Genomic DNA, 19,362 nt, shown 5'->3' on the forward strand with positions numbered 1-19,362 from the left:
ACCATGCAGCCTTCCTCCAACGCATCCGAGATCGACTCACGAACCGGATTCGGCCTCACGGCTTGCAAGCTCGCCGGCGGCCAACTCGATGATCTCGGCGGTGATCGCTTCCTGCCGCACCTGCCGCTGGATGGCCTGCAGAGCTGAGAGCTGGCGGTCGATCTGCTGATGCGCCGACGCCATGGTTTCCATGCGTGCCTGATTCTCGGCAGCGAAGGCGTGCAGCGCGGCATCGCAAAGCTGGGCATGCAGATAGGCCGCGACGAGTTCTTGCAACAGCACGGCCGGTGCAAGATTGATCAAGGGCGGTGCGGTCTTCGTCTGGCGCGGGAAAATCGACAGATCGGGGGGCAGCAGACGGCGGCTTTCGACCTGGATCGGCAGGCCAAGCTGCCAACGGCTGAACACGGCATCGAGCCGCTCGATCGCGCCGGTGGCCATGCGCGCATACAGTGCCTCGACGATGCGATCGGCCAGCTTGGGAACACCCTGGGTCTGCGCCGGCATGTCACCGGTCCAGTCCGGGTGCAGTTCACGCTCGGTCGCGGCCGTCAACCCATGGGAGCCGACCAGCAACAGTTCGGCGCCCTGCATTTGCGCGCTGGCGGCATCCAGCACGCGCTCACTGAATGCTCCCGCGAACCCCTGTTCGGCGCAGAACAGCACCAGTGCCCGGCCGGTGCTGGCCGATGACTGGCCCGCATCGCGCGCAGGGATGACTTCCAGCACACTGCCGATGGCGCCGGCGATGCTCGCGGCATAACTCTCGACCGCGACAAGTTGGCCATGCGCCTGCTGGGCGCGCGCCGCCGCCATGCCGCGCATGGCGTTGACCACGGCGCCGAGTTGCTGCGTGCCCTGGATGCGAGCTTCGATTTCAGCGAGACGCTCGGTCATGCGGGCTCCACTCGTACCGCGGCATTCGGCGCCACCAGGGCCAGGCGATACTGGCGCAAGGCTTCGAGCAGGGACTGTCGAGTGGTCTCCGACAGCGTGCCCTGCTCCTGGATCGCGCGCACCGCATCCGCCGCTCCGCTGTCGAGCGCCGCTCCTAGACCATGACGAAATGCTTCGACCAAGGGCAGATCCATGCCGTCAAGCAAGCCCGACTGCACCGCCAAGACCAGCGCAACCTCCTCGGCCAGCCGCAAGGGTGCGTGTTGCGGCTGGCCGAGGATGGCGCGGATGCGCGCGCCCCGCGTGAGCTGCTGACGCACCCGCGTGTCGGGCATGCCGCCGAAGCGGGTGAATATTTCCAGTTCGAGAAACTGGGCGTAGTCCAGCCGCAGCGTCTGCGCGGCTTGCCGCAGTGCGGCGGCCTGGGTCTTGCCGCCGACCCGGCTGACGCTCACGCCCACGTCCACTGCGGGTTTCAGCCCCTCGTCGAACAGTCGCCCACTGAGCACGATCTGGCCGTCGGTGATCGAAATCAGATTGGTCGGAATATAGGCGCTGAGATTGCCGGCGTCGGTCTCGGCGATCGGCAGCGCCGTCAGCGAGCCGCCACCCTTGGCCTTGGACAGCTTCGCGGCCCGTTCCAGCAGCCGCGCATGCACATAGAACACATCGCCGGGGTAGGCTTCGCGACCGGGCGACTGACGCGTCAGCAGCGCGATTTCGCGGTGGCTGACGGCGTGCTTGCTCAGATCGTCGATCACCACCAGCGCGTGCTGGCCGCGGTCGCGGAAATACTCGGCCATGGTGAAGCCGGAAAATGGAGCGATCCACTGCAGACCCGGCGTGCTGGAGGCCGGCGCCACGACCACGATGCAGCGCTCGGGCGCGCCATGCGCCGCGATGGCATCGATGGCGCGGCGCACGCTCGCGCTTTTCTGGCCCACCGCCACGTAGACACAAATGATGTCGCTGTGCTTCTGGTTGATGATGGCGTCGATGGCGATGGTGGTCTTGCCAATCGCGCGATCGCCGATGATGAGTTCGCGCTGCCCGCGTCCCAGGGCGAACAAGGTATCGATCACCAGCAGCCCCGTCTGTACCGGCTGGGTGACCCGTTCGCGCTCGACGATGCCCGGCGCCGCACGCTCGATGGGTTCGCTCGCATCGCTGACGATGGGCCCCTTGCCATCCAGCGGCCGCCCCAGCGGATCGACCACCCGTCCCAGCAAGGCCATGCCGGTCGGCACCCGCACGACATCGCCGGTGCCATGCACCGTATCGCCCGCCTGCACCTCGTCGGCGCCGTCGAGCAGCACGCAGCCGATGTGGTCGCGCTCGAGCACCTGGGCAAATCCGAACTGCCCGTGATCGAAGCGCAACAATTCGTCGAGCCGCGCTTGCGGCAGGCCGGAAACGATGGCGACGCCATCACTGATGGCCTGCACATGTCCAATCTGTTCGGCTTGCGGCCCCAGAGGGGTCACTTCGACCTTCTGCATGGCGCTGGCAAGCCAGGCGTCGGCCGTGGTTTCAAGCGCGCCGGGCATCGTCGAATTCCTTTCGGATGCGAGTAAGATCAGAATGCCAGCTGTTGTTGATCACGACCTGCGCGCCGCGTAACTCCAACCCCGCGATCAAGCCGGGATCGGTGTTGAACGTCAGTTTCACCGCGCCGCCAAGAACCTGGCCGATGTGCTGCGCATGCTGCGCTTGTTCGGAAGGGTCGAGTGGCGTAGCGCTGACCAGCTCGGCTGTGCCGCTTTGCACCACTGTCTGGCGCACCGCTTGGGGCAAGGCCTGGATGCTCTGCACCAGCCAACCAAGAAAAACCTCCCGTACGGCCTGCCCATCGAGTCTGGCCGCCAAACGCTGGGCGATGGCAACGGCGAGCTGTACGGCGCGTTCTTGTGAACTGCGCTCCACGGCTTCGCGCAGCCTGGCGATCTCCGCTTGCGCGTCGTCTAGCAAGGTTTGCGCCTGTTGCGCCGCTTCCTGCAAGCTCGTGGCCCGAAGTTGTTGAACTTCAGCCTGGGCTTTGATCAACATATCCTCATGCTCTCGCGCCAGCGCGGTACGAGCGCGCGTGGCTTCGGCCAGCACACCTTCAGCCTGCTCGCGCTTGGCCTGGGCCGTATCAAGCAATTCCTTTGCCGCCGCCTGACGCTTGGCGATGATGTCCGCCACCGGGCGCCAGAAATAGCGCCCCAGCAGCCAGACCAAGATCAGGACATTGACGGCCTGCAGGCCGATCGTCCACCAGTCGATGCTCATGCCGTCATTTCAGCAGGGGGTTGGCGAACAGAAGCAACAAGGCGATCACCAAGCAGTAGATGGCCATGGTCTCGATCATCGCCAAGCCCACGAACAGGGTGCGTGAAATGGTGTTGGCCGCTTCGGGTTGGCGGGCAATGGCATCCATTGCAGCGGCCACCGCGCGTCCCTCGCCCAAGGCGGGTCCAATGGCGCCGAACGATACGGCGACCGCGGCGGAAACGATGCTGGCAAGCGCTAACCAATTCATGGCGGGTTCCTAGAAAGTTCGGGTTGAGATGAATCAGGTGCCGATGGATGCGGCCCATCGCTGACCGCGCCGGCGATGAACACCATGGCCAGGACCGTGAAGATGTAAGCCTGTACGGCGCCAGTGAGAAGGTCGAGCGCCATGAGTGGAATCGGCACCAACAGGCCGGCTAGCGACAGCACGATCCCAATCACGAACACACCGCTCATCACATTGCCGAACAGGCGCACGAACATGGAGAAGGTGCGGGTGAGACTTTCCACGAAGTTCAGCGGAATCATGATGGGATTGGGCGAGGCGAAGGTCGCCAGATAGCCGCGTATCCCGCCAGCACGCACGCCAAAGCCGACCACGGCGACGAACACCAGCAGTGCCAATGCAATATCCGTTTCGAGCTGGGCAGTCGGCGGTTTGATGCCAGGCACGAGTGAAGACCAGTTGGCGAGAAAAATATAGACGAACAGCGTGCCGATGAAAGCGCGGTAGGGCTCGGGTTGGAGCTGCATGGTGTCGCGGATTTGCGCGTCCACCGTATCGACCATCAGCTCGAAAGCCGCTTGGCTGCGCGAAGGTACGAGTTTCAAACGGCGCTTGAGCATCAAGGCGCCGAGCACGAGCAAAATCATGATGCCCCAGGTGACGACCACGGCCTGCGTGATCGGCACCGAGCCGAGGTGAAACATCACAAGGCCGGCCAAGGGCGAATTCATGGCGATTCCTGTCCTACGTGGCGGATCACCACGAAACGGGCAGCCAACAGACCCAGCGCCGTGAGCAGCAAAGCCATGGCACCTGCATGCGCTGCAAGAATGAGCAAGCCGGCAAGCAAGGCGAGCCGGCTGATTGACAGGAAGATGGTAAGCACTGCGCCATGCCGGCCGCTCAGCAGCGCGCGCGCACTCCACCAAATGGCATAAAAGTAGCCCAGCCCAGCCAAGAAACCCACGGCCAGTGCGAGCAGAAAAAGCGGCCAGAACGCAGCCGCCGAGATGACATGCAAAGGCCATGGATTCATGCGCTTTTCATCCATTTCCAGGCCGACCAGCTACCCATGGCAAGCCCAAGGATCAACAAGGCGCCGGTGAACATCAGCCCGGTTCCGAGGGCGCGATCCAGCCAGCGCCCGGCGAATAGACCCAGCAGCATGGGGAGCACGATGATCCATCCGAGCACTCCGATCTGCGCCAGCCGACGCGCGACGGAGGGCTCACCCTCGCGCAGCCAGCGGCGATGGCGCGCACTGCGCAGGCTCGCCTGCCGCACGAGCGCATCGTCGCTGTCCTCGGGGCTAGAGGGCGTGTCGCTCACGAACCAACCCCAAAACCTCGGTGTCCATCAGCGCGCAGATGCAGCATGATCTGCCGGATGGCTCCAAGTTGCATTCGCGTGTTCTCCACGCGCTGGGTGCGTTCCAGGTCGAGGTCGGACCGCATGCGAGCCAGCACGTCGGTGTCGAGCTGCATCAGGTCATCGCCCACCACCGCTTCGCGCGTGGCGATGTGCACCTCGCGCCCGCCGAACATGGTCAACACGCCGCGGCGCACCGCGCAATGTCGCTGCGATCCGTCGGCGCGCGTCCAACTCACCACCGAGATGGTCAGACTGGTGAGGAAATCGGCATGCCGGGGCAGGATGCCGAAACTGCCGCTCGCGTCTTCTGCGCGCAGGGATTGCAAGCCGTCCTCATCGACTTCGATCGACAGCGGGGTGACGATGCGCAGCTTCACGTCGCCGGCTCCGCAGCGTGTGGCGTTGGGGCTGACGCCTGCTCTTTGTGCCACGCCTCGTCCAGCGTGCCCACCATATACAGCGAGCTTTCCGCCCAGGCGTCGGTCTCGCCATCGAGAATCGCACGCACGCCAGCCAGGGTATCCGCGCGTGCCACGGTACGCCCGGGCGTGCCCGTGAAAGCCTCGGTCACCATGAACGGCTGGCTGAGAAAGCGCTGCAAGCGCCGTGCGCGTTTGACCACCAGCCGGTCGTTGGCGCCGAGCTCCTCCACGCCAAGCAAGGCGATGATGTCCTGCAGTTCCTTGAACCGCGCCAAGGTCTCGCGGACGCGTTCGGCAATGCGGTAATGCTCCACACCAACCACCAGTGGATCGAGCAACGCGGACGTCGAAGCCAATGGATCAACCGCCGGATAGAAACCCTCCGCGGCGAGTTGGCGCGACAGCATGATCATGCTGTCCATATGGCTGGAGATGGCCGTGACTGCCGGATCGGTGAAGTCGTCGGCCGGGACATAAACCGCCTGGATCGCAGTGACCGCGGTGCCCGCCACCGAGGCGATGCGTTCTTGCAGCGCCGCCACTTCACTGCCCAGGGTCGGCTGGTAGCCCACGCGCGAGGGCAGTCGGCCCAGCAGGCTCGAAACCTCGCTGCCGGCCTGGACGAAACGGAACACGTTGTCCATCAGCAGCAGCACGTTCTGATGCTTCTGATCGCGAAAGTATTCAGCGATGGTCAGGGCGCTGTGCGGCACTCGCCAGCGCGCGCCCGGGGGTTCGTTCATCTGCCCATACACCAGCACGGTGCGCGCCAGCACACCGGAGTCGCGCATGTCGCTCAGCATTTCGTGGCCCTCGCGCAAGCGCTCGCCCACGCCCGCGAACACCGAAATGCCGCGGTACTTCTCCACCGTCGCGTGGATGAGTTCCATCACCAGCACGGTCTTGCCCACGCCCGCGCCGCCGAACATGGCGGCCTTGCCTCCCTGCGCCATGGGAGCCAGCAGATCGATGACCTTGACTCCGGTTTCAAAGACCTCGATGGCCGAGGCTTCCTGCTCCAGTGTTGGTGGAGGATTGTGGATGCTGCGCAGCGGAGTGTCGGCCGGCAGCGCCGGTCCGAGGTCATGCACTTGCCCGACGACATCGAGCAGGCGCCCCAGCACCGCGTCACCGACGGGGACCAGCACGGGCGCACCAGTGGACCGCACCGTGGTGCCGCGCGCCAGACCGGCCGTGTTCTGCAGGGCGATGCAGCGCGCCGTGTGCAGATCCAGGTGCCCTTGCACTTCGAGCAGCAGGAGCTCGGGGCGATCCCAAGCAACGCGCAGCGCGGTGTGGATGGGGGGTAGCCCAGCGTCTGCAAACGCAACATCCACCACGGCGCCGCGAACCGTGACGACAGTGCCGGGCGGCGCACCGGCGCCCGTTGCTGTGACCGCAGTCACTTGTTGCATGTGCATGGCGACGGTCAACGTGCTCGGCGGTCCGTTTTCGCGCTTGGCTTGTGCATCAGGACGACGGTTTTTCGCCAGGATGCACGATGAGCACGGGAATCATGCTGCGACGGGCCACACCCTCGGCCACACTGCCCAGGAGCAGATGGCGCACCCCGCTGCGGCCATGACTGCCGATGACAATGAGATCGGCATTCCACCGTCCGGCTTCGGCGACGATGGCATCGGCCACGCGCGGCGTGTTTGGATCGGTCTCGGCAATGGCGGTACTCGCGTCCAGGCCCCATTGCGAGGCCTTGCTCATCCAGTCGTCAAGCATCAGTCTGGCGTCGTTGTTCATGACGCCCACAATGCTGGGCACGGCGCCGATGAAGCCGTTGAAATCGATCACGGTCATGAACCGCAGCGCGGCCTTGAGCGAGCGGGCCATGGCAATGGCATGCTCGGCAGCGGTTTGTGCCGTGGCGCTGGCATCCAGGGGGACAAGTATTTTGCTGTACATGGTGGTGAGCAGTCGTCGTAAAAGAAATCAAGTCTCCGGCGGAAAATGGCACAGGCGCGTTCCCCGGCGGAGCCGTGCATGCTGGCATCAAACACCCAGCATGCGGTCCTTGGCTTTGAAGTCATGTCGAGCGTGGTCCGCCAGTTGGCCGTCGGTGGGGTGATCTGCTGTCTCCAGCCCGACCACATGCTTGGCCGCTTCGGGGTCGTGATGCTGCAGGTGCTTGGATAGCTCCAGTTTGGCCCGCCCCGGCCCGGCGATGAGAATTTCCTGCGCGCCGGCCAGCGCCTGTGCAATGCCGTGATAGAAGTGCTGATCTTCTGCGGCCTTGCCACTGCCGATAGCGTTGCGTTTGTGGTGAAGATGAGGATGCTGTACGGGTTCGACAATGGATTTCTCGATGTTGTCGGCATCCGATATGCAGCACTCGGGCCTGGGCATGGTCGACCCAGGCGATGACGTGGCAGTCGGACATGGAAAACTCCTTTTTGGGGTGGGTGGAGGATGAACAGAAGTGCAGCGCAAGCTACGTCCTCATTCAAGGTCGATGGCGGCCGCGGCCGCTGGATCAATGCGCTGCCTTGGCGTCGCGATAGGCATTGGTGACGGCCATGAAAGCTTGCGTGACTTGCCCGGGACATGGCGCTGGCCCAGCACTTCAGGGGGCGATCAGCCCATCCTGCAAGGCCTGCTCGGAGTAGGCAAAAACAAGGTCCGGATCGGGCCGCAGCAGAGACTGATCCTTGTCCTTGTAGTCCAGACGGATGAGCAGATCCATCATCAGATTCAGGCGGGTGCGCTTCTTATCGTCGGCGCGAACCACAGTCCAAGGGGCAGCAGCCGTATGGGTGCGTGCGAACATGGCATTGCGCGCCACGCTGTAGTCCTTCCAGTGTTTTTGCGCCGCAGCGTCGATCGGGCTCATCTTCCACTGCTTGAGCGGATCGGTGCGGCGGTCTTGCAGACGCTTTTTCTGCTCGTCCTTGCCGAGATCCAGGTAGTACTTGAATAGCTGTACACCGGAACGCACCAGCATCTGCTCGAACACCGGGACGGTTTCCATGAACTCCTCGTACTGTGCCTTGCGGCAAAAACCCATCACCCGCTCGACACCGGCACGGTTGTACCAACTGCGGTTGAACAGGACGAACTCCTCGGCCAGGGGCAGATGCGGCACGTAGCGCTGGAAGTACCACGCCGAGGTTTCGCGGTCGGAGGGCTTGTTCAGCGCCACGACGCGCGTGTCGCGTGGCGACAGGTGTTCGATGATGCGTTTGATGGTGCCGTCTTTTCCCGCGCTATCACGCCCTTCGAGGATGATGAGGATGCGGTCACCATGCGCGATCAGGTGTTTCTGGAATTTCACCAGTTCGATCTGTAGCGCATGCAGGGTTTTGGCATAGGGCAAACCCTTGGCCTGATCATTCGAGTGGTTTTTCATGTTGGGGGCTGAAGGGGGTTTTGATGTGATGGGCGAGGACAGGGCTTCAACGCTGGAGCGTCCTGGATAGCCGAGTCGTGCTGTATCGTTGGCGATCATGGTGAGATTTTTGCGTTGCTGCCGAACTGGTTCGGCAATCAGGCGGTGTGGCGAAAGATCTTGGATGGAATGCAGCCCTCGAACAAGCAAGTCCCGCCCAAACCGTCGGCTTGCTCGACCAGCATCAGCGCCTTCCGCCCGGCGCTAGCGACAGTGGACAGTGCGGCCGGCGTGCGTCCGGGATCGCCGCCGATCACCAGCACATCGACCGAATTTTCTTGTTTGGCGTTGTGACCCATGTTGTTGATGTGGAAAGATTGCACAAAGAAGGCGCGCCAGATGTTCGATCCTCAAACGAGGTACTGTCCGCCGTTGATCGACAACGTGGAGCCCGTGATGAAGGCCGACCGCTCACCCAGCAGGAAAGCCACGGCATGGGCGATTTCTTCAGGCTTGGCCAGACGTCCCACCGGAATTTGAGCGACGATGCCCTCGAGCACTGTGGGGTCCATTGCCGCCACCATGCCGGTCGCGGTGTAGCACGGCGCGACGGCGTTCACGGTAATGCCCTTGCGTGCCGATTCCAGCGCCAAGGCCTTGGTGAAACCAATCACGCCGGCCTTGGCTGCCGAATAATTCGTCTGGCCGAATTGGCCTTTTTGTCCGTTGATCGAGGCGATGTTGACGATGCGCCCCCAACCGCGATCGCGCATGCCGCTGATGATGGCGTGACACATGTTGAAGCAGGCACCGAGGTCGTTGTCGATCACGGCATGCCACTGCTCGACGGTCATCTTGGGCAGCGTCGCATCGCGCGTGATGCCGGCATTGTTCACCAGCACATCCACGGGTTGGCCGAGATCGGTCTGCAGCTTTTGTACGCCGATCTGGCATGCGTCAAAATCCGTGGCATCCCATTTGTAGATGGGAATTCCTGTGTCTTGGGTGAAAGCAATCGCTGCGGTATCGTTGCCGTAGTAGGTCACGGCAACGTTCAAGCCGTCGAGCTTGAAGCGACGCGCGATGGCCGCGCCGATGCCGCGTGTGCCGCCGGTGATGAGTGCCAATCTTGTCATGAAAGTCTCTCAATCTTGTCATGCCGAACGGTGACCAGGTTGATCTGGGGTGGATGCGGGTGGCACCTGTTCGACGATGAGACTCGCCGACTTGTCAGCGCAAACTCTTGCGGCGCACAGCGAGACGCGCCCTGTCTCGACTGCAACGGCAGCAGCTACAGGTGATCAGCGCTCCGTCCCTGAAGAAATCGCGCGGTAGCCTCAAGTTTCCCCGACCTCCGGGGGCGGAGCCGCGACGCGGCGCCACGCGGCTTGTGCAGCTCATTTGGTCGCACGCTTGCGCAAAGGCGTGGCTTGTGCCGCAACCGCCTTGGTCGCACGATTCGTGATGGACTCGACGTTGTCGGACACCATCTTGGTGACCTGGCTCTGCGACTTTTGCATGGCATCGAAGGCCTGGGTGGTGAAGTTCATCGCGCTTTGCATGAGCGCCGCCGCGCCTTCGCTTCCTAAGGGCAAATTGCCCATGGAGTTTTGCGTGGCGTCTCGCAGTGCTTGCTGCATGCGTGTCATGCTCTGATTGAGCGCTTCGGCCAATTCGGCCTGGGCACTGCCAGCAATCTCCGCGAGGTGTTGGGCATAGGCCGCGGCCTTCTGACCACTGGTCTGCATCGGGTTCCCGGTTTGCAAGCTCATCAGCTCTTGGAGGTCGCGTGCTGAAAACGCGGCGCGCATGGCCTCGGCCGCATCTTGCGTGGCTTCGCGCAAGGTCTGAAGGTTCAACTGGGCCAGTTTCTCGAAGCCATTCATGGCTTTGTCGGCCATGCTGAGCATGGAATCCAACTCGGCCTTCTGTACTGCCTGAATCTGTTCGGTGGTACTCATCGCGCGGCTCCCGTTGGGTATGGAAAGGCACTTTTAGTTTGCGCGGGCTCGCGACCGACTTCCTTGATGTGCATCAGGCAAGCGGAAGCGATGATGCAAAAAAGATGTAACCGCGGTTGAGCTCGGCGCATCAACCTCGATTTGTGCCCGAGGCCGTTCAGTTGGGCACCGCTTCGTGACCTGCTTGGTGCGTTGTCTTATGAACTATTGCTCCGGCCCTGTGAAGTATTAAGCTGCGTAGCGAATATGCCGGTCCTGGAAGTAGCGCATCACACGCTGCGGGTTTTGTTCCAGCATCGCCATGTGGTCGTTGGCAGCTTCGCGCAATTTGGCCTTGGTTCGCACCGGCACGCGTTTGCCCATCTCCTGCTTGAGATCGGCGTTGAGCCTCTCCTCAGGGTTGAGTTGGGGGCTGTAGCTTGGCAGGTAAAACAGCTCGATCTGCGCGTGATGCAAGGCCACCCAAGCCTTCACCAACTTGCTGTGATGCACCCTCAGGTTGTCCAGAATCAGGAATACCTTCTTGCCCGCATCCTTGATCAAGGCCTGCAAGAACTCAATCAACTTGTCGGCATCAAACGCCTCGTCGATGATCATCCAGCGGGTCTTGCCCTGGTTGGTCACCGTGGCGATCATCGAGAGCTTCTGGCGCGTCCCGCCCACCGCCATCGCCACCGGTGTTTTGCCCGCAGGGGCAAAGCTTCTGCCGCGCACGTCCGTGTTGACCAGCGCGGTTTCGTCTCCCCAGTGGATTTCCCCGCCCTCAGCCCTGGCGCGCTGCTCGATGGCGGGGTATTCGCCCTCCAGCCAAGCCTGCACCGCCGCGGGGCTTTGCTCGTAGGCTCGCTTGATCGGCTTTTGTGGCGTAAAGCCCCAGCGGGTGAGGTACTTTCCAACGCTGCGCACCTGCAGTTTGATGTCGAACTCTTGTTCAATGAGTTGCATCACCGCAGCGCGGCTCCACAGGTGAAAGTCCATCTTGAGTTGCTCAGGACGCGTGTCAATGATCATGCGCTGGATCGTCTCTTCTTGCGCTTGACTGAGCACCCGACCGTCGCCTCTGGCGCGTCNCGGTGGCGGTATTGGCACGCGGCTTGTCCATGCGGCCCGACAAGCGGCGGTAGAACGCGCCGAGGGCCGAGTCGCTGTGCGACAGGCTCATCGCGGCCATCTTCAGCGCCTGCCTGACCCGATTGGCGGATCGCCGGGTCTTGGCTGACAGCACCTTGCCGCCGCTGATCTTCGTGCCCGGACACAGCCCCAACCAAGAACAGAAGTGCTTGACGTTGGCAAAGCGACTCAGGTTGGGGCCGACCTCCGAGAGGATCTTCATCACCGCAGCCAGACCCAGGCCGTTGATGCGCGTGAGATCGACGCCGGCCCAGTTGGCCAGAATCTGGCGTGCGTCGAACTGCGCGCGCAGCTTGCTGCCTGCACGAGGCGTCTTGCCCAGATCGACCTTGGCCGCGCCAAGCTGGCTCAGCAGTCCTTGCAGCTTGGCGTCGCATTCGCCCAGGTGCCGGGCAATGTCGTCATACATCGCCAGCGCCTGGCGCAGCACGAACAGGTGCTCATCGCGCCAATTGCCCGTCAAGGCCTTGGCAATCTCCGTCTCACTGGCCTTGACACGAGCGTTGCGATACCGGGCCAGCGTCTTGGGGTCGCGCTCGCCAGCGACGATGGCGCGGATGATGGCTTGTCCCGTCAGTCCCATGACATCGGTCAGAACCTCGGTGAGCTGGATGTTCATCTGCACCAGCGCCTTTTGCATGCGCTGCACCCAACTGGCCTGCTCGGCCAAGAGCACGTCGCGCTGACGGGCCACGGCACGCACCACACAGACCTCATCGGTCGGGCGGAACGCCGCGCGCAAGAACCCCAGGCTCATCAACTTCTGCAACCACTGGCAGTCCTGCACATCGCTCTTGCGCCCAGGCACATACTTCATCTGCCGCGCATCGACCAAAAACACCGTCAAGCCGCGTTGCTCCAGCACCTCGAACACCGGGATCCAGTACACCCCGGTGGACTCCAGCGCCACGGTGTCGACCCCACACGCGAGCAGCCAGTCGGCCATGGCGTGCAGATCGTCGGTCATCGCACCGAACTCGCGCACCGGTTCGTCGCAGGCTTGCCGGGGTACCGCCACCCAGTGGCTCGACCCTCCTACGTCGATACCCGCCGCGTTGGGGAAGACCAGATCATCATCTCGCTTGCGCATCGCCATCGTTTGCTCCAAGATTGTCAACGAACGGCAGCGCCATGGGAGTCGTCGAATTCGACTCGATCTCTCAAACGGGATGCACATCGCTGTGCTCACCACTGTCGCCGACGATTCCCGGACCATGCTCACGAGCGGGCTCACCTCACGGCGTCCTACAACGCCGCAGGCTCGCACCAATGACTTGTCGGTCATCTCGGCACTGCCGTTCACCTTGTAGCCCAAAGATCGTTTCTTCGCGAACGCCGGGCGCCCCCAGGGGCTTGGGATGCTCACGACTTGCTTGCGCCGCTCGTGAAGTTGCTCCAGTGTTTGCTTCCTTGCGTTTTCCTTTTCCATCATCAATGGATCAAAAAACTTGCTGAAAGTTCATATTTTATTGGGCCTTATCTATAAGCAGTCACCAGGAGGTGTGAGCAAGGCCGTTAAGGCTACCCGGTTGAGGATTCGTAGATGCCGACGCGCCTCGATCTCAATCAGCACATCCCGATGCAATCGCATCATCAATCGGCTGACCGTCTCTAGCCTCAATCCCAGATAACCTTTTTGGAGACTCCTGGCTGTCGAAACATCAGTCATGCGAAAAAAATAGCAGTATCTGATGCACATCAAGAAAAATTGCACAACAAGGTTCAGACTTTATGACTTATTTCACACTTTTTTTCTTCATCCAAGCGGGTCGAGCCCTGGCTTCAGAACAATTGCAAGCAGCGCGAAAGATCAAGTTGGAGTCCACGTCAGCATGGGATACGGCACGTCTCATTGCATGTCATACAGCCGGATTCAGGTCTGTGGAGGCCTTCAGGCCATATCGATTCGCTGACTTCGCGCCCCGGTACAGCCCCAAGGCCAGATCTGACCGCAATCGTCATGTCATCGACCAGCACATTGAAGAAAGAGGTGTCATGAGCCTGTCCCACCGTCTCCTGTTGCAGCCGGCAGAGCAGCGCCTGGCCAACCTGCCGCTGCCGTGCTCCGTGCAGCTTCCGGGGGGGCAGCGCATTGGTGCCGCGCAGCCCCGACTGCGCCTGGTGGTGCGCGATATGCGCGCCCTCATGCACCTGGCGCAAGGCGCCATCGGCCGTCTGGCCGAGGACTATGTCGAAGGCCGTCTCGAGATCGAAGGCCGGCTGCGCGACCTGATGGCCGTCGCCCCCGCGCTGCTCGGCACCGACCCCACCCGCGAGTCCGCCAGCTTCCTGCCCCGCCTGCTCGGCCGCGTGCAGCGCAGCCTGTGGGAGCGCAGCCACCACAGCCGGGCCAAGGACGCCGCCCAGATCCAGCGCCACTACGACGTCTGCGACGATTTCTACGCCCTGTGGCTCGACCCCCGGCGCGTCTACTCCTGCGCCTACTTCGCCCAGCCCGGCATGAGCCTGGCTGCAGCCCAGGAAGCCAAGCTCGACCACATCTGCAAGAAGCTCCTGCTCAAGCCCGGCGAGCGCTTCATCGACATCGGCGCCGGCTGGGGCGGCCTGCTGCTGTGGGCCGCCGAGCACTACGGCGTGCAGGCCACCGGCATCACCCTGTCGAAGAACCAGTACGCCTACGTCAACCGCCTGATCGAAGACAAGGGGCTGCAGGGGCGCGTCAAGATGCTGCTGCAGGACTACCGTGACGTCGATGAATCCCAGCCCTACGACAAAGTGGCCTCGGTGGGCATGTGCGAACACGTCGGCCGGCCCAGCCTGGCGCTGTACTTCGCCAAGATTCGCCGCCTGCTCAAGCCCGGCGGCCTGGTGATGAACCACGGCATCACCGCCGGCGGCACCGACAACCCCCAGCTTGCCGGCGGCATGGGCGACTTCATCGAGAAGTACATCTTCCCCGGCGGCCAGCTCGTGCATGTGAGCGTCATGCTCGACACCCTGGCCCGCGGTGGCCTGGAGCCGCTGGACGCCGAATGCCTGCGCCCCCACTACGCCCAGACCCTGTGGCACTGGCTCGACGCCCTGGAGGCCCACGAGGCCGAAGCCCGCCAGGCGCTGGGCACGCATGCCGAGAAGATTCTGCGTGCCTACCGGCTGTACCTCGCCGGCTCGGCCATGGGCTTCGAGCAGGGCTGGATCTCGCTGTTCCAGGTGCTGGGCTCGCATCCCGATGGCGTGGTGGAGACCCGCCAGGAGCCCGCCACCACGCTGCGCGCGGCGCAAAGTGAATATCCGTTCAATCGTGAGTACATGGTCGGCAATCCCAAAGTGGGAGAACGACCATTGCCGTCAAACGCCGAATGCACCGCCTTTGCATGAGGTCTGCATCATGCTGAAATCCGATCGACCCAACTCATTCACCGCCCCCAAAGCCGAGGCCAGGCATGGCGTGCAAAATCCCGGGAATTTGCGTTGGTCACTCGAGCCCACGCGCGGCCAGGAAATGGTGGCGCGCTGCATCGTGGAAATGGGCACGACCACCTATTACCAGGCGCTCAACACCGTGTGCGGCGAGCCGGTGCTGCGCGAGCTGACCTGGCATATCCGCAACGACGAGGTGCAGCACTACAAACACTTCTACCACTACTTCCTGCGCTACCAGCGACACGAGAACCTTCACCGACCGCAGGTCATCGCAGCCCTGCGGCGCCGGGCAATTGAACTGCGTCACAGGGCTGCCGACATCGCCCTGCGCCACGCGACGACATGGCGCTTCCGGGGGCGCATATTCCTCCAGTGCCGGTTCCCGGAGGCCATGAAGCGGGTCTTTGCACTCATGGCGACGCAGTATCCAGTCGGGCTGGGCGTGCGCATGGCGCTCAAACCATTGCAACTCCATGCCCGCGTCCAGCGCTGGGCAGAGCGGCCGCTGGCTGCTCTGGCACGCCGGGCGTTGTTGAACTGGCGAGCCGAGTTTCAGACAGAAAATTGATCAATGGACATACACAACCCATGCTCATTGATTGGCGTGGATGCCCAACCCCCGCCCATGTCTATTCCGAGTCAGCGTCGACCCCTTCACGGGCCAGGTGGTCTGCGTTTTTAATTTTCGCGCCCGTATGAAGGAGAAGCATCATGGCTATCGTCCAATGGGATCCTTGGCAGGAAATCGAGGATATGTTCGACCGCTACACCCGGGCGGTTGGATGGCGGCAAAGGCGGACAAAGGGTGGAGAGCCGGCAACCGCCGTTGATTGGTCGCCGCAGGTTGACATCGCGGAACCCCCCCAGGAGTTCACCATCAAAGCGGAGATCCCCGAGGTGCACAAGGATGACGTCAAGGTCATGATCAACGATGGCGTTGTCACCATTGAAGGCGAGCGCAAGCGCGAGAAAGAAGACAACGACAAGACCTTCCACCGTATCGAACGTTTCTACGGCAGCTTTAGTCGCAGCTTCTCGCTACCTGAAAACATTGATAGTCAAGCTGCGGTGGCAACCTTCAAGGATGGGGTGTTGACGTTGCAGATTCCGAAGACTGCGCAAACACAAACCAAGAGCATTGAGGTCAAGGTGCAGTAGGTGATGGCATTGGCAGGCCCTGCCCAACATCGCATCAGGCCTGCTGGTGTCGTTTTCTTCTTGAGGATGAGGTTTAAAGTGTGGTGAAGGTGTCCACATGCTGCAGCAGCCAGCCAGCCAGCCGGGCGGTAGCGGTTTCATGATCCGGGCCTCAGCTTTCCAGCTCGCGCCGCATGCGGTCATAGGTCTCGCGGTCGATGTCCCCGCGGGCGTAGCGCTCCTTCAGAATGTCCAGATTCAAAGCCCGAAGGGATAGGTTTCGGGCAAACCTTCAATCTCCTGCGTCTGCAATGGCGACACGGCGGTGGTCTGGTCGAACCAGATGTATTCGTCGAACTGTTGCGGCAGCACGGCCTGGAAGTAATGGCTTTGCAGTTCAGTCTCGGGGCGGTAGATCACGCCGATGGCTCGTTCTAACCTAGGGGTTGCCAGATCACCGAGCGAACCTTGGAGAGTTGGCCTGCGCAAGGGCAGAAAGAACCGCGGCACTTCAGCCAGATGGCAGAGATGCTCATAGCTTCGCGGCAAGGATGGACGCACGGACTTGACCTCCATCGGGCCGTCCCATTGCGATGCTGCGGCGACACTTCCGCTGTCCGTGCCGAATCCGACGCTGTAGGCCTGCTGGCCGAAGGCGTTGCGGCACAGATGCCCGATGTTGAATTCACCCCGCAGGGACATCTCGGTCGCCGAGGAGTCACCCACATGGGAGTTATGCGCCCAGACAATCGCCTTGCTCTGCGGCCCGTAGTAAGTCAGCAGGGACTGCAAGGTTTCGAACATATAGCTGTCACGCAGGTTCCAGGAGGTGCGGGAGCCGTAGTACATGGTGCGGTAATAGCGCTCCGCGTTGGCCACGAGGCGCGCGTTCTGGATCGCATCCAGGAAACGCTCGCCGTCGTGTCGGGCGTAGGCCGCGTGCTTTTGCAATAGCTCCTTGAGCATGGAGACGACCTCGCTCTCGCACGTGCGGTAGTGCTGGGTCAATGCGGCGTGCGCATAGGTCGATGGGTCGACCTGCCAGGGCGTGAGGCAGCCGTAGCGCTCGCGTGCCACCCGCGCCGTGGGCGGATCGACGCGCTCCAGGTAATCCAGCACGGACTGGATGGAGGTGTAGAGGCTGTAGAGATCGAGCCCATGAAACGCCACCCTTTGTCCGGGCTCGAGACCCGCGTTGTGTTCGCGTAGCCAGTCGACGAAATCGCGCACCTCGTGGTTGCGCCACATCCAAGTGGGAAAGCGGGCAAACGCGGTCCATTCCGAGGGTCGGAATGCGGCATGCCGCACGTAATGGTCCACCCTGGCCGCATCGGGCCAGTCGCCCTCGATGGCGACGAAGTCGAAACCCTTGCGGGTGATCAGGGCGCGGGTGATGCGCGCGCGCATGCGGTAGAACTCCGAACTGCCGTGGGTGGCCTCACCCAGCAGCACGACGCGCGCGTCGCCGATACGCTGCAGCAGGCCGTCGAGGTCCGCGTCGTCGATCGCATCGAACGGCTCGACCTGGCGTGCGATGGCCCGGGCCAGCTTGGCCTCCTCGGCAGGCGTCTCCATGTGCGCGGCCTGCGGGCGCGGGCGCACGCCGTCGGGGCCCCAACCCTCGTCGCCCATCAGTGGGACGAAGCGGACATCGGCGACGTCCTCGCGCTCGAAGCGCAGTTCCGAAATGCGCGTGACCCGGATCAACTCCTGCACGCGCTGATCGACCCCCACGGGAATCACCAGGCGGCCGCCGATTTTGAGTTGCTCCTTCAGCGACTCGGGAACCCCAGAGCTGCCGGCAGCCACCACGATCGCATCAAATGGCGCATGCTCCGGCCAGCCTCGCGTGCCATCGGCATGCAACACATGCACATTGCGAAAGCCGTGATCGGTCAGCAGCGACGCTGCCTTCTCGGCGAGTTGGCCAATGCGCTCGACGGTGTAGACGTCTGCCGCGATGCGCGACAGCACGGCTGCGGCGTAACCCGAGCCGGTGCCGATTTCCAGCACCTTTTCCCCACCCTTCAAACCCAGCGCGGCCATCATCAGGGCGACGATATACGGCTGCGAAATGGTCTGCCCCTCCGCGATCGGCAATGGCGCATCTTCATACGCAAACTCCCGCAGATCTTCCGGCAGAAAGATCTCGCGTGGGATGGTCGACATCGCATCCAGGACCAGGGGATCCAGCACCCCGCGCTGCGCGATGTGATGCTGCACCATCCAGACGCGCCGTTTGGCGAAATCAGGCTTGTTCATGGCCTACTCCACAGCAATACAGCAATGGTGCATCGAATGCGCTGGCTCGCTTCCCGGCGGGATCATCCGCCCTTCGGCACAGGTCCATGCACGATCAGGACCGGCGCGGCGCACAAGCGGGCTGCGCCCTCGGCCACGCTACCCAGAAACAAACGGCTCAGGCCACGGTGACCGTGGCTGCCCAGAACCACCAGATCGGCCGCCACCGCCTTGGCCTCGTCGGCCAGCAACTCAGCCACCCGCTTGCCGATGATCTCCTCTTCCAACAGCGTCGAGGTAGCCGCCAAGCCGGCCTGCTTGGCCGAGGCCACTGCGCGGCTGAGAATGGCTTCGCCTCGATGGCGATAAATGGTCAACAAGTCCACCTCGGTCACCTCGTCTGTTTCGGCCCAGAGAATGCCTGCGACGTCGAACACGTGAACGAAATGGAGCTTGGCATGCTGCTCCTGGGCCAGACGAATGGCATGTTGCAAAGCCGCTTCGGAGACTGGACTGCCATCGACCGCGACCAAAATTTGCGTGTACATGGTTTCCTCACGGATTTTTCTGGGTCAAGATCCGCATGACCTACGCTACGCACCGTGCCCCATCACCAGCGCAGGTAGACATTCATATCGCCGGTATGTGCCCGGATGCTGCGCAACTCCCCCTTGTAGATGCCCACCAGGGTGTAGGAGCCGGCTGGTGCCTTGAGGTAGCACAGTGGGCCATCCGCCACAAAGGATGCGACCGTCTTGTGACCTTTTTTGACTTGGATCGGCACGTCTGCGAGATAGGCGCCACGCGGCCCTTCGACCATCCAGAATCCCAAATTGAAGTCATGGGCCTGGCGTTTCAATTGCTGCAAATTGCCCTCGCCGACACCTCCGCAGCGGTGGGCGATGGCCAGGCTGGGACGCGGCTGGGAGTAGGCGACTCCGCAAACCAAGATGGAGCTCATGCAGACCAAGGCCACCAGAG

General features: G+C 62.6%; 23 protein-coding genes and 2 pseudogenes. 3 read left to right on the forward strand and 22 right to left on the reverse strand.

Going from position 1 to position 19,362, the window contains the following annotated elements; genetic code table 11:
* Nucleotides 1-36 precede the first annotated feature (36 nt).
* The 18 genes and pseudogenes from THIX_RS11855 to THIX_RS24600 all read right to left on the reverse strand — a co-directional run bounded on the left by THIX_RS11855 (nucleotide 37) and on the right by THIX_RS24600 (nucleotide 13,318).
* Nucleotides 37-897 (reverse strand): F0F1 ATP synthase subunit gamma, encoded by an 861-nt coding sequence (locus tag THIX_RS11855; protein ID WP_112486396.1) that lies wholly within the window; start codon nucleotides 895-897, stop codon nucleotides 37-39.
* Complete coding sequence (locus THIX_RS11860) at nucleotides 894-2,444, reverse strand: F0F1 ATP synthase subunit alpha (RefSeq protein WP_112486397.1); 1,551 nt, start codon at nucleotides 2,442-2,444, stop codon at nucleotides 894-896. Before THIX_RS11860 ends, THIX_RS11855 begins: the two co-directional genes overlap by 4 nt.
* The gene (locus THIX_RS11865) at nucleotides 2,428-3,168 is read right to left on the reverse strand and encodes a F0F1 ATP synthase subunit delta (RefSeq protein ID WP_112486398.1); all 741 of its coding nucleotides are present in this window, start codon (nucleotides 3,166-3,168) and stop codon (nucleotides 2,428-2,430) included. Before THIX_RS11865 ends, THIX_RS11860 begins: the two co-directional genes overlap by 17 nt.
* Before the next feature lie 4 nt (nucleotides 3,169-3,172).
* The gene (locus THIX_RS11870; RefSeq protein ID WP_112486399.1) at nucleotides 3,173-3,418 is read right to left on the reverse strand and encodes a F0F1 ATP synthase subunit C; all 246 of its coding nucleotides are present in this window, start codon (nucleotides 3,416-3,418) and stop codon (nucleotides 3,173-3,175) included.
* Nucleotides 3,415-4,128 carry a F0F1 ATP synthase subunit A gene (locus tag THIX_RS11875; RefSeq protein WP_112486400.1) on the reverse strand — a complete coding sequence of 238 codons (714 nt, stop codon included), beginning with the start codon at nucleotides 4,126-4,128 and terminating at the stop codon, nucleotides 3,415-3,417. The genes THIX_RS11870 and THIX_RS11875 overlap by 4 nt, the downstream gene beginning before the upstream one ends.
* The gene (locus tag THIX_RS11880; RefSeq protein WP_199195282.1) at nucleotides 4,125-4,448 is read right to left on the reverse strand and encodes an ATP synthase subunit I; all 324 of its coding nucleotides are present in this window, start codon (nucleotides 4,446-4,448) and stop codon (nucleotides 4,125-4,127) included. The genes THIX_RS11875 and THIX_RS11880 overlap by 4 nt, the downstream gene beginning before the upstream one ends.
* Nucleotides 4,430-4,726, reverse strand: a complete 297-nt coding sequence (locus tag THIX_RS11885) for an AtpZ/AtpI family protein (protein ID WP_112486402.1) — start codon at nucleotides 4,724-4,726, stop codon at nucleotides 4,430-4,432. The genes THIX_RS11880 and THIX_RS11885 overlap by 19 nt, the downstream gene beginning before the upstream one ends.
* A complete protein-coding gene (locus tag THIX_RS11890; protein WP_112486403.1) occupies nucleotides 4,723-5,145 on the reverse strand; it encodes a F0F1 ATP synthase subunit epsilon in 423 nt (140 codons plus the stop codon). The genes THIX_RS11885 and THIX_RS11890 overlap by 4 nt, the downstream gene beginning before the upstream one ends.
* Nucleotides 5,142-6,611, reverse strand: a complete 1,470-nt coding sequence (gene atpD / locus THIX_RS11895; RefSeq protein WP_112488333.1) for a F0F1 ATP synthase subunit beta — start codon at nucleotides 6,609-6,611, stop codon at nucleotides 5,142-5,144. The genes THIX_RS11890 and atpD overlap by 4 nt, the downstream gene beginning before the upstream one ends.
* Nucleotides 6,612-6,660: 49 nt before the next feature.
* Nucleotides 6,661-7,107: a universal stress protein gene (locus THIX_RS11900; RefSeq protein WP_112486404.1), complete on the reverse strand. Its 447-nt coding sequence runs from the start codon at nucleotides 7,105-7,107 to the stop codon at nucleotides 6,661-6,663.
* A gap of 87 nt (nucleotides 7,108-7,194) precedes the next feature.
* Nucleotides 7,195-7,548: a translational machinery protein gene (locus THIX_RS11905; RefSeq protein ID WP_233224533.1), complete on the reverse strand. Its 354-nt coding sequence runs from the start codon at nucleotides 7,546-7,548 to the stop codon at nucleotides 7,195-7,197.
* 217 nt (nucleotides 7,549-7,765) lie between these two features.
* Complete coding sequence (gene ppk2, locus THIX_RS11910) at nucleotides 7,766-8,548, reverse strand: polyphosphate kinase 2 (protein WP_112486405.1); 783 nt, start codon at nucleotides 8,546-8,548, stop codon at nucleotides 7,766-7,768.
* A 137-nt stretch (nucleotides 8,549-8,685) separates the two neighbouring features.
* Nucleotides 8,686-8,886, reverse strand: a complete 201-nt coding sequence (locus THIX_RS11915; RefSeq protein ID WP_146748529.1) for a hypothetical protein — start codon at nucleotides 8,884-8,886, stop codon at nucleotides 8,686-8,688.
* A gap of 51 nt (nucleotides 8,887-8,937) precedes the next feature.
* On the reverse strand, nucleotides 8,938-9,663 hold the full coding sequence (gene phbB / locus THIX_RS11920; protein WP_112486407.1) for an acetoacetyl-CoA reductase: 726 nt from the start codon (nucleotides 9,661-9,663) through the stop codon (nucleotides 8,938-8,940).
* A 261-nt stretch (nucleotides 9,664-9,924) separates the two neighbouring features.
* The gene (phaP, locus tag THIX_RS11925) at nucleotides 9,925-10,488 is read right to left on the reverse strand and encodes a TIGR01841 family phasin (protein ID WP_112486408.1); all 564 of its coding nucleotides are present in this window, start codon (nucleotides 10,486-10,488) and stop codon (nucleotides 9,925-9,927) included.
* Nucleotides 10,489-10,716: 228 nt separating this feature from the next.
* Nucleotides 10,717-11,547: pseudogene (locus tag THIX_RS11930) on the reverse strand (IS630 family transposase); the annotation flags it as partial.
* Nucleotides 11,543-12,715 (reverse strand): annotated as a pseudogene (locus THIX_RS11935) (IS110-like element ISCARN20 family transposase); the annotation flags it as partial. The pseudogenes THIX_RS11935 and THIX_RS11930, both read right to left, overlap by 5 nt.
* 384 nt (nucleotides 12,716-13,099) lie before the next feature.
* Nucleotides 13,100-13,318, reverse strand: a complete 219-nt coding sequence (locus THIX_RS24600) for a helix-turn-helix domain-containing protein (protein WP_112486409.1) — start codon at nucleotides 13,316-13,318, stop codon at nucleotides 13,100-13,102.
* A gap of 296 nt (nucleotides 13,319-13,614) precedes the next feature.
* On the opposite strand from THIX_RS24600, the gene THIX_RS11945 reads away from it, so the two are divergent.
* From THIX_RS11945 to THIX_RS11955, 3 genes are all read left to right on the forward strand, one after another.
* Nucleotides 13,615-14,958, forward strand: coding sequence for a class I SAM-dependent methyltransferase (locus tag THIX_RS11945; protein WP_112486410.1), 1,344 nt, complete (start codon nucleotides 13,615-13,617; stop codon nucleotides 14,956-14,958).
* A gap of 10 nt (nucleotides 14,959-14,968) precedes the next feature.
* A complete protein-coding gene (locus tag THIX_RS11950; RefSeq protein ID WP_112486411.1) occupies nucleotides 14,969-15,571 on the forward strand; it encodes a hypothetical protein in 603 nt (200 codons plus the stop codon).
* Nucleotides 15,572-15,714: 143 nt separating this feature from the next.
* Nucleotides 15,715-16,161 carry an Hsp20/alpha crystallin family protein gene (locus THIX_RS11955; protein ID WP_112486412.1) on the forward strand — a complete coding sequence of 149 codons (447 nt, stop codon included), beginning with the start codon at nucleotides 15,715-15,717 and terminating at the stop codon, nucleotides 16,159-16,161.
* Nucleotides 16,162-16,312: 151 nt separating this feature from the next.
* Here THIX_RS11955 and THIX_RS11960 read toward each other — a convergent pair whose 3' ends face one another.
* The 4 genes from THIX_RS11960 to THIX_RS11975 all read right to left on the reverse strand — a co-directional run bounded on the left by THIX_RS11960 (nucleotide 16,313) and on the right by THIX_RS11975 (nucleotide 19,342).
* The gene (locus THIX_RS11960) at nucleotides 16,313-16,402 is read right to left on the reverse strand and encodes an SHOCT domain-containing protein (RefSeq protein ID WP_112486413.1); all 90 of its coding nucleotides are present in this window, start codon (nucleotides 16,400-16,402) and stop codon (nucleotides 16,313-16,315) included.
* A complete protein-coding gene (locus THIX_RS11965) occupies nucleotides 16,399-18,402 on the reverse strand; it encodes a protein-L-isoaspartate(D-aspartate) O-methyltransferase (protein ID WP_112486414.1) in 2,004 nt (667 codons plus the stop codon). The genes THIX_RS11960 and THIX_RS11965 overlap by 4 nt, the downstream gene beginning before the upstream one ends.
* A 62-nt stretch (nucleotides 18,403-18,464) precedes the next feature.
* Complete coding sequence (locus THIX_RS11970; RefSeq protein WP_112486415.1) at nucleotides 18,465-18,929, reverse strand: universal stress protein; 465 nt, start codon at nucleotides 18,927-18,929, stop codon at nucleotides 18,465-18,467.
* 62 nt (nucleotides 18,930-18,991) lie between these two features.
* Complete coding sequence (locus THIX_RS11975; RefSeq protein ID WP_146748530.1) at nucleotides 18,992-19,342, reverse strand: hypothetical protein; 351 nt, start codon at nucleotides 19,340-19,342, stop codon at nucleotides 18,992-18,994.
* Nucleotides 19,343-19,362: the final 20 nt, after the last annotated feature.

The sequence above is a fragment of the Thiomonas sp. X19 genome (assembly GCF_900089495.1).
Lineage (GTDB): Bacteria > Pseudomonadota > Gammaproteobacteria > Burkholderiales > Burkholderiaceae_C > Thiomonas_A.

Bases quoted from the DNA above. Each gene is read 5' to 3' on its own strand.
- THIX_RS11855 (WP_112486396.1), bottom strand. From the start codon at position 897: ATGACCGAGCGTCTCGCTGAAATCGAAGCTCGCATCCAGGGCACGCAG.
- THIX_RS11860 (WP_112486397.1), bottom strand. From the start codon at position 2,444: ATGCCCGGCGCGCTTGAAACCACGGCCGACGCCTGGCTTGCCAGCGCC.
- THIX_RS11865 (WP_112486398.1), bottom strand. From the start codon at position 3,168: ATGAGCATCGACTGGTGGACGATCGGCCTGCAGGCCGTCAATGTCCTG.
- THIX_RS11870 (WP_112486399.1), bottom strand. From the start codon at position 3,418: ATGAATTGGTTAGCGCTTGCCAGCATCGTTTCCGCCGCGGTCGCCGTA.
- THIX_RS11875 (WP_112486400.1), bottom strand. From the start codon at position 4,128: ATGAATTCGCCCTTGGCCGGCCTTGTGATGTTTCACCTCGGCTCGGTG.
- THIX_RS11880 (WP_199195282.1), bottom strand. From the start codon at position 4,448: ATGGATGAAAAGCGCATGAATCCATGGCCTTTGCATGTCATCTCGGCG.
- atpD (WP_112488333.1), bottom strand. From the start codon at position 6,611: ATGCACATGCAACAAGTGACTGCGGTCACAGCAACGGGCGCCGGTGCG.
- THIX_RS11900 (WP_112486404.1), bottom strand. From the start codon at position 7,107: ATGTACAGCAAAATACTTGTCCCCCTGGATGCCAGCGCCACGGCACAA.
- THIX_RS11905 (WP_233224533.1), bottom strand. From the start codon at position 7,548: ATGCCCAGGCCCGAGTGCTGCATATCGGATGCCGACAACATCGAGAAA.
- ppk2 (WP_112486405.1), bottom strand. From the start codon at position 8,548: ATGAAAAACCACTCGAATGATCAGGCCAAGGGTTTGCCCTATGCCAAA.
- THIX_RS11915 (WP_146748529.1), bottom strand. From the start codon at position 8,886: ATGGGTCACAACGCCAAACAAGAAAATTCGGTCGATGTGCTGGTGATC.
- phbB (WP_112486407.1), bottom strand. From the start codon at position 9,663: ATGACAAGATTGGCACTCATCACCGGCGGCACACGCGGCATCGGCGCG.
- phaP (WP_112486408.1), bottom strand. From the start codon at position 10,488: ATGAGTACCACCGAACAGATTCAGGCAGTACAGAAGGCCGAGTTGGAT.
- THIX_RS24600 (WP_112486409.1), bottom strand. From the start codon at position 13,318: ATGTGCATCAGATACTGCTATTTTTTTCGCATGACTGATGTTTCGACA.
- THIX_RS11945 (WP_112486410.1), top strand. From the start codon at position 13,615: ATGAGCCTGTCCCACCGTCTCCTGTTGCAGCCGGCAGAGCAGCGCCTG.
- THIX_RS11950 (WP_112486411.1), top strand. From the start codon at position 14,969: ATGCTGAAATCCGATCGACCCAACTCATTCACCGCCCCCAAAGCCGAG.
- THIX_RS11955 (WP_112486412.1), top strand. From the start codon at position 15,715: ATGGCTATCGTCCAATGGGATCCTTGGCAGGAAATCGAGGATATGTTC.
- THIX_RS11965 (WP_112486414.1), bottom strand. From the start codon at position 18,402: ATGAACAAGCCTGATTTCGCCAAACGGCGCGTCTGGATGGTGCAGCAT.
- THIX_RS11970 (WP_112486415.1), bottom strand. From the start codon at position 18,929: ATGTACACGCAAATTTTGGTCGCGGTCGATGGCAGTCCAGTCTCCGAA.
- THIX_RS11975 (WP_146748530.1), bottom strand. From the start codon at position 19,342: ATGAGCTCCATCTTGGTTTGCGGAGTCGCCTACTCCCAGCCGCGTCCC.